Origin of the sequence: Elizabethkingia sp. YR214, from assembly GCF_003058195.1 — a bacterium.
Classification (GTDB): domain Bacteria; phylum Bacteroidota; class Bacteroidia; order Flavobacteriales; family Weeksellaceae; genus Elizabethkingia.
Genome location: NZ_QBUH01000014.1, coordinates 1 through 13274, shown reverse-complemented (window position 1 = coordinate 13274; position 13274 = coordinate 1). Strand labels below are relative to the sequence as shown.

At 36.1% G+C, this 13274-nt stretch carries 7 protein-coding genes; 3 read left to right on the top strand and 4 right to left on the bottom strand.

From position 1 onward, the window contains the following. Positions 1–110: 110 nt before the first annotated feature. The 4 genes from sph to C8J95_RS18120 all read right to left on the bottom strand — a co-directional run bounded on the left by sph (position 111) and on the right by C8J95_RS18120 (position 7142). Complete coding sequence (sph, locus tag C8J95_RS18135; protein WP_107810104.1) at positions 111–1694, bottom strand: sphingomyelin phosphodiesterase; 1584 nt, start codon at positions 1692–1694, stop codon at positions 111–113. 217 nt (positions 1695–1911) lie between these two features. Beyond that, positions 1912–3093: a phosphatidylinositol-specific phospholipase C domain-containing protein gene (locus tag C8J95_RS18130; protein WP_107810103.1), complete on the bottom strand. Its 1182-nt coding sequence runs from the start codon at positions 3091–3093 to the stop codon at positions 1912–1914. 20 nt (positions 3094–3113) lie between these two features. Then, positions 3114–5954, bottom strand: coding sequence for a TonB-dependent receptor (locus C8J95_RS18125; RefSeq protein ID WP_107810102.1), 2841 nt, complete (start codon positions 5952–5954; stop codon positions 3114–3116). 126 nt (positions 5955–6080) lie between these two features. Further along, entirely contained in the window at positions 6081–7142 is a 1062-nt protein-coding gene (locus tag C8J95_RS18120) for a helix-turn-helix domain-containing protein (protein ID WP_107810101.1), read from the bottom strand. A gap of 382 nt (positions 7143–7524) precedes the next feature. Between C8J95_RS18120 and C8J95_RS18115 the strand changes: the two genes are divergently transcribed. The 3 genes from C8J95_RS18115 (at position 7525) to C8J95_RS19105 (ending at position 13183) form a co-directional block, all read left to right on the top strand. After that, on the top strand, positions 7525–8535 hold the full coding sequence (locus tag C8J95_RS18115; RefSeq protein WP_107810100.1) for a hypothetical protein: 1011 nt from the start codon (positions 7525–7527) through the stop codon (positions 8533–8535). 201 nt (positions 8536–8736) lie between these two features. Next, entirely contained in the window at positions 8737–12099 is a 3363-nt protein-coding gene (locus C8J95_RS18110; RefSeq protein WP_107810099.1) for a hypothetical protein, read from the top strand. A 259-nt stretch (positions 12100–12358) separates the two neighbouring features. Next, complete coding sequence (locus C8J95_RS19105) at positions 12359–13183, top strand: pyocin knob domain-containing protein (RefSeq protein WP_255412883.1); 825 nt, start codon at positions 12359–12361, stop codon at positions 13181–13183. Positions 13184–13274 lie beyond the last annotated feature (91 nt).

Below are 13274 nucleotides of genomic sequence, written 5' to 3'. Positions count from 1 at the left end.
TGATAAAACATATTCGGATTATGGCTGTAGTACACGCCTCTTAAAAAAAGCAGCCAACAACCTCTGAAGATTGTTGGCTGAATTATGATTATTTATTCTGTTCCGAATATTTACCAGTTAACGGAAGTGTTATTAAACTTAACTTCGAATTGCTCCGAGCTTCCGGCAGAAGTACCATTCAGATAAAGCCAGTCTGTTCCACTTTTACTATATACCTGAAGATAATAAGCATTCCCGGCTGATGTATAATCCTTGAAAGCTACAATATCTCCATCTTCAATACTAGCCGAAGTATTTCCGTCTTTCTTTTTAATCAGCACCAGTTCCAGGTTTTTGAGTGATTTCCCAAACTTTGGAAAGTAGTAATAAGCACCACCATTTAGCAATTCCCAATACCAGAAATTATTAATACGTTCACTGGTTTCTACACGGACTTTTCCTGCTTTCAAATCAAAATAATTACCACCATCAATATTCACCAGATTAAACCAGGTGTTTTCATCCGGTACGCTTCTTAAAACCTTTAACCAATCATCCGTTTTTGATAGATTTGTTGAAATATATTTACCTGTTTTTACGGACTTTAATGATACTTTATCATACTTTCTGAACTTCAGACTACTTTTAGGAGTTGTTTCATCCGAATAAATATTCCCTTCTACAGGATAATGATCGGAATAATCTGTCCAGTAATATTTGTCCTGTGTAAGATTGGTATAGGTCATCAGATTCGGACTTACAGGATCGAAAACAACATTCTGCCATACAGGAGGGGCTAAATGTTCACTGGATACAAAAATATAATCGAGATATTCCTGCTTATTCGCCGGATATGGATAATGATAAGCAGCCATAGTATTGGTCTTTGTATCCCAAGTAGAAGGAAGTCCTTTATAGTTGGGTGCAGAAACATTCAACAGGCTCAACATCTTCGGGTATTCAGGTGTATCTTTAATGATATTGAAATCTCCACCATAGATTAACATTTCATCCTTTGGAATTTTCAGATTGTCTACATAGGTTTTTATGGTCTTTAACTGATTTTCCCGGATTTGTACCTCACTTCCTTTGCATCCAGGTTGTGTAGACTGCAAATGGGTAGCTATAAAATGTACAGGCTTATTATCTTTCAGTATGCGGACATATACAAAACCTTTCAGCGCCAGACCATCGGCATCACATCCTTTAGGAAAGATATACTGATCCATATATTCAATAGGATGTTTGCTGGCCACCATTACTCCCCCGTTCTCAAATCCACCGGATATAATCTCGCGCCAGTCACCAAGTGTATTGTTCCACCCTTGTTTAGTCTGTCCCAAAACCGGTGTCAGATAAGGATAATTGATGGATAGTTTTTTACGCAGACTTGTACAGGCTGTATTGTCAAAACACTCTTGTAATAAAAGAACATCATAGTTTTTGATAAAGTCTGCATCACCCAATTTTTCGGCTCTTGTATTTTGCGACCATTGAGTTGTAGAGGCTACAGCAATATCTCTCAACAGAAAGGTATTATAACTGAGTACTTTTATCTGGCTTCCTCCAAGTCGGGAAAATTCATTGAATTTCTGAATGTTTTTGGCTTCTGCATCATGATCTCTGAACAAAGTTTGCTCTTGTCGGCAGGAAACAAAAAACATAAGAGTTAGTAATGACAAAAACCAATAAGGTTTGCAATTGAGATAATTCATATTATAATATTAATTGTGATTGGTATATAAGTCTCTTTGAAAAACTTTCCCGCAAAAATAATTAGAATACTGATCTGCAATTGTTTACCAACACATATTTAATTATTTCTTCATACTACCTTAACATTGGTATAGCATCATCTAAAATAGTATGCATTCATATTATAGAACCAGCAGCTCTATGGGGCTGCTGGTTCGGTATATCAGAATTAAAAATCTATCTGCATGAAGAATTGATTGAATTGTTAATATACCCCGCTCCTTTTGGCGGTTGTACAAAATAGGAAGTTCCATATGTATTTCCGGGACGAAAAAAATCTGTAGAGATAACCTGTGCGCCACTACTAAAAGCAGCTTTGGAACGTGTAAAATCATTCATTTTGGCTTCATAAGTTTCTATATCTGATCTCGTCCTTACCATAAACCCTTTTTTAACCATTTCCTGAATTTCTTTTTGTCTTACAATAGCGTTGTCTAATAGTATGAAAGCTGCAAAATCATCATCCGGTTCACTATTCAGGAACATAACACGATTCTGAAGAGTTCCGTTTATCAGGTATGGATTATTCTTAGACGAAAGTGTCCCCGCGCTTCCGGGTAGCAACATAAAGATAAACTTACCTTTGCTGTCGCTTAGTTTTGGCCAGTTATTGTGAGTTACAGCTTCTTTCAGACTTGCATATTTACCCTGAATACTTGCAGGAGTGATAATCTTATCTTTACCCAGGTACTGCAAGATTTCTTTATCCAGATCGTCATAGGCTTTCTTATCGAAAGGTAAAACCTTGGTACTGTTAGGAAAAATCGGAAACCCTGAATCCTTGGCTTCGACCATAATAAAAACTGGGGTATGACCGGAATGAGCATCGGACCAGCTGCGCAGTGCTATAAGCGCATCTTTGAGGGTTGGATAATGTGATCTGAAATCAATATCGGCCATGTGTAAAACCTTGAATCCGGGCTGATTCAGTCCTTTTGTATTGTGAGGAGCCAAATTAGTAATACCTTTTTCTTTTAGTATCTGATAAGTAGCCGGAGTACTGAATCTGCCGCCATCCGGATCATAGTATACATCAAGCTCCAGACCACGCAGATTAGCATTCAGCTGCTCTGTAAAATCCGGATGATTATAGTTAAGTCCTTCTTTTATATCAAAATCATACGGATGGTATTCTTTAAACTTTGCTTTTTGTTCTTCGGACATCGTACTGCCAAATTTTTGCATCAATCCGCTAATAATTGGTGATGCCATATCCAGTACTTTAGGATCTACCGGTTGTGCATACGAATTATGTGTTCCGACAACCTGTATCTGGTTAATTTTCAGATTTTGGCATTTGTCCTGTGCCTGTATTAGCGCCGCCATACAAAATGCAGCGGTGTATATATACTTTTTCATATAAATAAAATTGTTTCTGACTAAAAATTGAAATTGATCCCCATTTGTCCTCTGATTCCTGAATAAGAGATGTTTTCAACACGGCTCTTTACTCCCATATAATAGCGGTTGGGTTCGTTGAAAATATTATTAAGCTCTACAAACAGGCGAATATTTTTATTAATGCTGTATGAAGCAGAAGCGTCTACCGTAAAGTTTTTATCAAAATATTGGTAATGATCCGGGCCTGCTGCAGTTCTCACTTCGCTAACATAATTGCCTTTATAATTTCCCGCAAGACGAAGCATCAATTTGCTGGTTTCGTAAAACAATATTGCATTGAAAATATGCTTGGCCTGATTAGGAATAGTGGCTGTCATAGTACCCGTCTGTTTTCCGTTTTCATATACAGGCATCCTCATTTTGGATGTGATATAGGTATAATTTCCTTCAAAACCGAGGTTCTTTAAAAATCCGGGAAGGCCTTCAAAACGTTTGGATATTCCTGCTTCAAAACCAAAAAGGCTGGCTCCTTCCAGGTTTTTGGGCGAAGTAAATGTATATGGCCTCCCGCCGATATCCACAATAGATTGATCTTTGTAAATAAGATTGGTAATATCTTTATAAAAAACTCCAGCTGTAAAAAGGTCCAGCTTACCAAAATAGTTTTCAAACATCAGATCAAAGTTGTTGGAAAATGTAGGTTCCAGCCTGGTATTTCCCTGATTGACTGTATTGGTAATGTCGTTTATAATTGTTCCCGGATTAAGATCATTGAAGTCCGGTCTTGCGAACGAACGGGTATAAGCTGCCCGAAGGATACGGTCTTTGCTAAGATTCCATTTTACATTGACCATCGGAAGGACTACATTATAAGTTTTACTATCTTTTATATCCTCCGCTTTATCTGCAACAACTTTCTTTCCCCAGAATGTAATATCATTATATTCATTTCTAATTCCCCCCAACAACTGAAAATTGTCTGTAATTTTCCAGGTTCCCATAATATAAGTTCCCCAGACTTTTTCAGTTCCGCGGTAAGAGCTTGTCAGGTTGGAGTTGCTGTCTTTCTTGCTTACCTGCATCAGCCCCAGACGGTTTTGTGTTGCAGCATCATACATATTGTCGATCTGCCCATTGGTAATCTGATCGATAATAACAGTATTATAAGGATTCCCCAGGGGATTCATAAAACCTCCTTTGTATGGAAATCCTTCACGCTCCAGCTGATTCATATAAGTAACAGGGTTACCCGGAATTCCCAATGAAGATTTGGGCATCCAGACCAATACACTGGCATCTACTACTTTTTCTTTATTTGCGTATTTTGTTCCGAACTTTAATTCAAAATTATCCGATACCTTATACTTTACATCTATTTGCCCTCTTAAATCTGTTTCGCTGTTGTGATTCTGACTAAGGATTACCTGATTTAGCTTTAACTGATCTGCTGCTATTGGCATTTGTTGATGCGGTAATGTATAATCACCCGTGTCCCCTATACCGTCCGGCGCATCCATCGCCATATATTTCCTGCCATCCGCAGAGAGATTTCCGTACGTCATTGGCTGGATGAAATTAACGATAGGATATCCCCGCTCCGATTTCTCCAGATTCTTCGGTGAGTCGAATCTGAATTCTGAGCGTGCTTTTGATAACGACCAGGTAATTTCCATACGCTGACCAGCCTGATGACTCCCGCCTAATTCCATAGAGTACAAATCCGTAAGATAATCTGCATGTCTGGCCTGAAGTGTCACATTCTTATTATCAAAATTGAAATAAGTTTCCCGCACAGACTGTCCGTCTTTATACTGGCTATATAACCCTCTTACATATAGTTTATTCCGGCTGTTGATCTCATAGTCCATTCCCATATTAAAACCTAGTGTTCTTCTGTTGGCCAGATAATCCCGAAGCTGCAACTGATTAACAGAATAAGAAGCGGTCTTATCAGCAAGTCCGTAATTGAAAATGTTTCGCATCTGGTCTATTGCTGTGGAGCGTTCCCAGATTACAGCAGAAGTAATAAATTTCAGTTTACTGGTAATCTTATTCCCATAGACCACGGAAGCATTATAAGTTGGAGCTTTAGCCATATTAACGTATCCGCTGGCTGCACTTACTGCTAAAACTTCTTTATTAGGTGATGTTTTGGTAATAAAATCTACATGTCCTCCGATAGCATCACCATCAAGATCTGGCGTAAGTGCTTTGGATAAACGTACATTCTGGATTAGTTCGGACGGAAAAATATCCATTTGTATTCCACGGTTAGCATTGTCTCCGCTGGCACTCGGCATTCTGTTTCCATTGAGCGTAGAGGCAGTCCATTGTATAGGTGTTCCTCTTACAGCAACAAAACGCCCCTCCCCCATATCCCGTTCAATAGATACACCCTGCATTCGCTGTACAGCATCTGCAGCATTACGGTCCGGCAGTTTCCCAATAGCATCTGCAGAAAGAACTTCTGTAATCGTATTGGAATTCTTTTTCATGGTAATAGCCCTGGCCTGAGAAGCTTTGTATACACTGGTAACAACAACTCCCTGAATATTATTCTCTTTAACTTTTGTACCGCCTAACTTAATCAGTCCCAAACTTACCGGGACAGTTCCTGAAATTGTAAAAGGAACAGAAAGATTATCATAGCCTTTATATTCTATAATCAGTTTGTATGATCCGTCCGGAATATTATTCAGAATAAAGGAACCATCTATATTAGAGGTTATACGCTCCTGCCTGTTCTCAATATATACAAGGGCATTGGGAAGGTTACCTTCATTATCTGTCACAGTTCCGCTGACGGAGGTCTGGGCAAAAGCAAAAGAGCCTAAAAAGAAAAATGCAGCTTTCGTTATCAAAAGTCTTTTTCGTGTCATCTTCGTAAAATTTTGTACAAAGATGTCTGTCCCCCAAAAAGTTTTAGTTCATTAAAACTTTAAACAACTAAAATTCGGAAACATCAAAAACAAAATATTGATTGTCAGTAAATTACAAATATTAAATTATTGTAAACCAGGTAAATATTCTGAAGGGAGACAGTTAAATTCTCTCTTAAAATATTTGTAAAAAGTGGATTTGGATTTGAAACCACACTGAAAAGCAAGATCGGTAACATTCACTGAAGGATCCTGTGTCAGGATTTGTTTAAAGTGCATAATGCGGTTTCTGTTGGTATACTCATGAAAGTTGGAATTCAGATACTTATTAAAGGTTATACTAAGATCTGCTTTACTAATTTCCAGATGATCTGCCAGCTGACTCAGCGTAAATTCCTCATCAAGATAAACATTACTCTCTTTATAAAAATACTCTATAGCTTTCTGTAACGAATCGAAATCTATTTTTGAAAGATCTTTATACTGGTATGTCTCCTTGGATTCAGCAGATTGCTGAATAATTTCGCGTTCTTCTTTCAGCCGGAACTGGTACGTTAAAATATAAACGTACAATATCCACCCGAACTGAATAAGAAACATCAGTATATAAACCTTCTGATATTGCATTCTATCTGATGAAGAATAAGATATAGCATATAAAATGAGAATACTGGCAAGAATATAGCACAAAAGATATCTGAAGTTATTAGCTATAGCATGATTAACAGTTTTCCGATGCTTCACCAGAAGAAAAATAGACAAAGCGAGACATAGAATCCAGTAATAAGTATAGTAAATGAAATAAGCTTTGTAAAAGGCTATCGCAGCATCTGCCCACGAAAGATCGAGCAATTTCGCTGATATCACTACCGTATGATGCACCACGACTAAAGACAAAGGTGGTATAAGATACTTCAGCTTGTCCCGCCAGCGGGCATTAATAAGATCTGCTGTAGCATAAAGAAAAATTAAGCCTTTAAAAACGCGCAGGCTTCCCGGAATTTCATACATCACCCATTCGTATCCAAATCTCTGAATAATAAAATATTCATACCCCATGTCCAGTACTACTACCAGAATATAGAGCAATAGCATATTGAGCAGAGACTTTCTGTTTTTTATTAAACACATTAATAATGCAAGCGTAATCAGCGCCTGAAGCATTACTACCATTATAATATATAACATGGCTGGCTAACGTTTGGTCAAAGTTATATATTTTCATTGTGGCTCCTTTTAACTGTTTATTAAATCTGCAAGAAATAAATCCCGGGGATTATACAGTACCCGAAAACAGTAAAATACTATTACTCAATTAAAAAATTCCTAACTAAAATATAATGCGTCAAGTTTTGTCGCCACGAGCCTTCATCTTTGCCCCATAAAGAAAAGTCAGCAGTCAGATATTAGAAATAAATATCACTTCCTGTCTCATATCCTCAAACCCATTAGCCTCATAATCTTAATAATCTTACAGACTTAAAATCTATGAAACACTACATCACAAAACCACCGTAAACCACAATGAAACAAATGAATCAATTATTAGCCTTTTAAAATTTAAAATATTATGAAAAAATTAAGCATTTTACTATTTGCAGTCCCTAGTTTATATTTTGCCCAATTAACAACACCTTTAGGGCAAATACAGTCAACTACTAATCCCGAAACCAAAAATATAGGGATTGGAACAACAACCCCAGATCAAAAATTGGTAGTCAGCTTTAATAATGAACCTAAAACAATAAAATTCTATCAACCAGTACTCAATTCAAATCCTGCTTATTCATTAGCATCTTCATTAATGTTTACTTGGTATAATGAAAATGCAGATATAGGTATGATTAGAGGAGGGGATAAGGATATTTTAGGTTTAGGTTTCAGAATCAATGGTCAGGAAAAGATGCGTCTGAATTATAATGGGAACATAGGGATAGGTACATCTTCTCCTCAGGCGAAACTCAATATTTATGGAGCCCATGGAGATACAAATCTTTTATTACATTCAATTGGTAATGGTACTGATGTACCAGCCTATTTAAATTTGTGGGCGTCAGAACCTGGTCTTACGTACAATGGTGTGGGAATTGGGAATAACATTAAACACTGGGATATAGCTTCACAAACTCCCTTTACACGATTTGATCTGTTAAGAGGAGGCTCTTACATGAGGTTACTGGACAATCAGATTTTGTTTACTACTGTAGATGCTACAGGTAAGCCAACGAAAGCACTAAATATTGCAGCAGGGGGTAACGTATCAGTTACTAACAAGCTCGAGGCTAAAGAAATTAAAGTCACCACCACTCCTACCGCAGATTTTGTTTTTGAAGATTCGTATCAACTCCCCGACCTAGCCAGTATAGAAAAACACATTAAGGAAAAGAAACACCTACCAGAGATTGCCTCAGCTGCTGAAATGCAAAAAGAAGGTGTAAACATCGGCGATTTTCAGATTAAACTTTTACAGAAAATTGAGGAGTTGACACTTTATTCTATTGAGCAGAATAAACAGAACAAAGCACAACAGGAAAGAATCCAAAAACTTGAAGGGCAGATTAAAACCTTATTTAACAAATAAACTTCTCAACACTACGAAAAAAAAACTGAAAGTCTTTTTTAATACGTCAAGTTCTGTCGCCACGGGCCATGATCTTTGTACCAGAAAGAGAAACACTAAAAAATAAAATATTATGAAACCATTAAAAAATTCCAAAAATAGGTCTCCTTAGAAACAACCTAAAACAAATCTAACCAATTATTAATCCTAAAAATAAATATTATGAAAAATATATACAGTATGCTTTGTTTATTTACCAGCTTACTATATACACCTCAAATTGTTCCCAAGGCACTTTCTGGCGGAACAGAGCCCAATTATAATTTACCGGAGACTATTAAACCCAGTCCGGAATCTTTTTACAGAACCCAGTTTGGAAATGTTCCTGCCAATGAATTCCGTGGTATGCAAAATCTTTCCATACCATTACATACATTAAAATACGGAGATATAAATATTCCTATAACCTTGAATTATTCTAAACTAGGCGTTAAAGTCAATGATATTCCTAATGATGTTGGAATGAGCTGGGTGCTGGAAACAGGAGGTCTAATCAACAGAACAATCAATGATGCTGCAGACGAACTAGCCGGGGAACGAAAATATTTTGACTCTTATAGTGAATTAGTAGCATTAAATACTCCAGATGGTACTTCGGGAGCAACTGAACTTAATAGACTAATTACTCAAAACACTATTGATCTGGAGGTTGATTATTTTAACTTCACTTATCCTGGTAATTCTGGCAGTTTTTATTTGGACAAGAACTACAAGCCGGTACTGATTACTGATAACAAGAGCTGCAAAGTAGAATTTAATAATAACTTTAATGACTGGTATCAGTTTGTTGTCACAGACAATTCTGGCATTAAATACTATTTTGGCGGAGTAAATGCACAGGAAGAAACCGGAAATAAACTTAATATGGCTACAAGAGCTGTTACCAGTTTCTTTTTAACTAAAATTGTAGATACAAAAGGAAATGAAGTTAACTATCAATATTCTGTTGGTTCTGCAAAATCATACACTTCAGAAAAGGTACAGTCAAGATTAATGCATGTGACGGACGATCCTAACTGTCCACAACTTGGAAGTGATAATGGAATAGTAGAAAATAACCAGATGTTTACTATAAAAACTCCCATTACACTAAATAAGATCTATACAGATGATACCGAAATTGTTTTTGACAGAAGTCCATCTTCTCCGGGTACAAGCAAACTTAATAATTTTAAAATCTATTATAAAGGAGATTTGAAAAGTGAATTCAGATTTAATTATTTGATTCAGACTTTTACAGCAGTAGAAGAAAGATTTTTCTTAGAAAAAATAGAAAGCTATACCTATCAAAATGGACTGACAACAAAAAAAGATGAGTATCTACTGGAGTATAATGATCCACAAGGATTACCTAAAAGACTAAGTAATAGTGTGGATTATCTGGGGTATTATAATGGTATCAATAATTTGACCTTACTTCCCAATACGGATCTTTTTGGGAATACTATTTATGCGTGGTATATGGGTGCGAAAATAGCAAAAATTAGCGGCGATGCTGACCGGAGACCTAGTTTTATAAATGCCCAAAAAGGAACTTTAAAATCTATTACTTATCCGAGTAAAGGAAAATCTGTTTTTGAATATGAATCCATCATTGCTAAAACAAAAACTTATGAGGCTCCTCAAAGTATTGGGGTTTCATATAATGGAAATACTCAGGCATATTTGGATATTAATGGGGCTACAGTCGATTCTGCATCAATAAATGTAAAAATAGATATGTCATCATTTATTGATCAAATCACTGTCCAAAAGGGAGAATTTATTGCAGAAGTTTTCAATAGAGATACTAATCAGCTATTGTTTACTCGAACCTATAATATTCCAAAAACGAATGATGCTTTAGCAGTGGATTTTCCATTAGATATTGATAAAACTGTGAATTACAGAATTGTATTAAGGATTGGAGCTTATTGTAAAGAATGTGAGGGCATACTTACTGTAGAACCCTATCCCAATGGTTATACAACCACTGAAGATGCAGGACTAAGGTTAAAAAGGCAATATGATACTACAGACAATTCTTCTATCAATACAAAAAGATATTATTATACTGATTATAATAGAATTGGTGATATTATGAATTTAAGAGATATTTATAAACCTTACTTCGTAGATATCAAGTCTCAGGCTAAATTTGTACAGCCTTCATCCTGTTCAACAGGGGGTATGCTAAGCGCTACATATTATTATTTAAAATCTTCTCCTAACAGTATGCTTTATTTGGATGATATTAATTACAATGATATCTCATATAATAATGTTGTTGTGAGTTATGGGGGAGACAATTTTGAAAAAGGTGGAGAAGAAAAAGTTTTTGATAATGGAAATGTTAACAGTATAGCGTTTCTGGTAACTCCTTCAGATTTTCCACAAAATGCAGATGGCAGTACCCCGGATTTTTCTTCTTTAACTCATTTGCTGGAACAGACGTTGGAAGGAAAAAAACAATATTTTCAAAAATATAACGGACAGTTACTTCAAAACAGAATCTTCAGGAGAGAAGGAAATAGCCTCTTTGTAAAGCAAGTGGTCAATAATACCTATTCCAAGACAACCAATAAAGAAATCTATAATTTGATAGGAACTGAGGTTTATGAAAAGTTAACCTTTCCATCAGGAGTTCAACCAGGTACAACAACGTCAAACTTTTTAATTGGATACTATCCTCTGGCATCATATTATGGAAATCTAGTAAGTACAGCTACCAAAGAGTATTTTGACAATGTTCCTGTAAATGTACAAGATGATACCTCCTACAGAAAATTAATAACAACAACCTCAAATACGTATGATAATCCAGTGCATAACAGATTAACGGGAACAAAAATGAACAGTTCTGATGGCACATCCCTTAACACTACATACCAGTATGCCCACGAAAAAAACAATCAGTATCTAATTGATAAGAACATAATCGGGGTTCCACTACAAACTACTTCGTCAAAAATTGAGGGTAGTGTGAATAAAACTTTATCTAATATTGAAACCAAGTATCCAACCAGTCAAACAGAAGCTAATACAGAAACTTCAGGATTGCCACTTCCAAAGTCCGTTCAAAGCAAGGATCTACAAAACCCGACAATTGCTAAGGCTGAAATCACCTATGATCTGTATGACAACAAAGGAAATATTCTTCAGTACTCAGTAAAAGGAAAGCCGGTAACGGTTATCTGGGGTTATGGTCAGACACAACCTATTGCAAAAATAGAAGGCGCTGCTTACAATCAGGTTTCTGCTTATGTATCTGCTATTATTGCCGCTTCGGATGCAGATAATACACAAGGAACTGATCAGTCTGAACAGGCTTTAATCGGAGCATTGGATCTTTTCAGAAACAATACTGCATTATCCACTTATCAGATCACTACTTATACTTATAATCCACTGATTGGTGTAACCAGCATCACGCCATCTTCAGGGATACGCGAAATCTACAAGTATGATTCGGCTAACAGACTGGAATCCGTAAAAGATGTAAACGGAAACTTACTGAAAGAGTATCAGTACCGATATAAGAATTAAATACGAAGTCGGAAGTTAGAAGTACAAAATATTAAAATTAAGAGAGAAAGAAGCAGGTTGGTGCTTTCATCACCTGCTCTCTCTTCTATTAGAGATTAGAAGCTAGCCCTTATAACTGAACCTTTTATAATTCTTATTACTATCCTTTCAAAAAAACAAAAAGCTAAAACTTTTTTTAATACGTCAAGTTTTGGCGTCGCCAGCAATGATCTTTGTCCAAAACAATAAAATCAATTATTAATCTTAAAAACAAAACATTATGAAAAAAATATTATTATCCCTATCGTTAATACCTATTCTGTCTTTTTCACAGATAGCCACACCATCAGGACTTGTCCAAAGCACTACAAATCCAGCTACATCTTATGTTGGGATTGGCACTAATACTCCCTCTCAAAAGCTTGATGTTAACGGACTTATTCAGGGAGGTTTTGGTGCTGCCTCTACTTCAGGCGTTCTGGATTTCAATGATGTTTCAAACACAAAATCAGGTTCAGGGGCAACACTTTTACTCGGGACAGCGCAAAACGGTATTACCCGAGCAGGAGCTGTGTATTTTCATACTTTCAACTTTGAATTTGCAAGTAAAAACGGGAATGGAAATATTACTCAAATGGCAATTCCCTACTCATCTCCAGCTTCAATTAATTCAGGAATTTATTTTAGAGGAAGATACTCAAATAGCTGGACAGACTGGGTTAAAATTATTTCTGAAAATGTAAACGGAAATGTAGGTATCGGAACTATTAATCCACAAAATAAACTGGATGTTAACGGAACTGTACATGCTAAAGAGGTAAAAGTTGATATGGCCGGATGGGCAGATTTTGTATTCCAAAGTGACTATCAATTGTCAGCTCTTGAAGAAGTCGAAAAACATATTCAGGAAAAAGGCCACCTTCCAAATATTCCCAGTGCAAAAGAAGTCATAGACAACGGCTTATCTCTTGGTGAAAGTCAGAAACTGTTACTTCAAAAGATCGAAGAGCTGACATTATATGCCATCGAACAGAATAAACTAATTAAAGAACAACAAAAAAAAGTACAGCAGCTGGAAAAAGAATTAAAAACAATAAAAAAATGAAAACTATAAAATATATTACAGCAATAGCTATTATGATAGCTTCATTTGGAGTTATTAAAGCTCAGAATTACAACCCTATTATTAACTACAA

Coding starts and splice junctions, on each gene's coding strand:
- sph (WP_107810104.1), bottom strand. CDS start 1,694: ATGAATTATCTCAATTGCAAACCTTATTGGTTTTTGTCATTACTAACT.
- C8J95_RS18130 (WP_107810103.1), bottom strand. CDS start 3,093: ATGAAAAAGTATATATACACCGCTGCATTTTGTATGGCGGCGCTAATA.
- C8J95_RS18125 (WP_107810102.1), bottom strand. CDS start 5,954: ATGACACGAAAAAGACTTTTGATAACGAAAGCTGCATTTTTCTTTTTA.
- C8J95_RS18120 (WP_107810101.1), bottom strand. CDS start 7,142: ATGTTATATATTATAATGGTAGTAATGCTTCAGGCGCTGATTACGCTT.
- C8J95_RS18115 (WP_107810100.1), top strand. CDS start 7,525: ATGAAAAAATTAAGCATTTTACTATTTGCAGTCCCTAGTTTATATTTT.
- C8J95_RS18110 (WP_107810099.1), top strand. CDS start 8,737: ATGAAAAATATATACAGTATGCTTTGTTTATTTACCAGCTTACTATAT.
- C8J95_RS19105 (WP_255412883.1), top strand. CDS start 12,359: ATGAAAAAAATATTATTATCCCTATCGTTAATACCTATTCTGTCTTTT.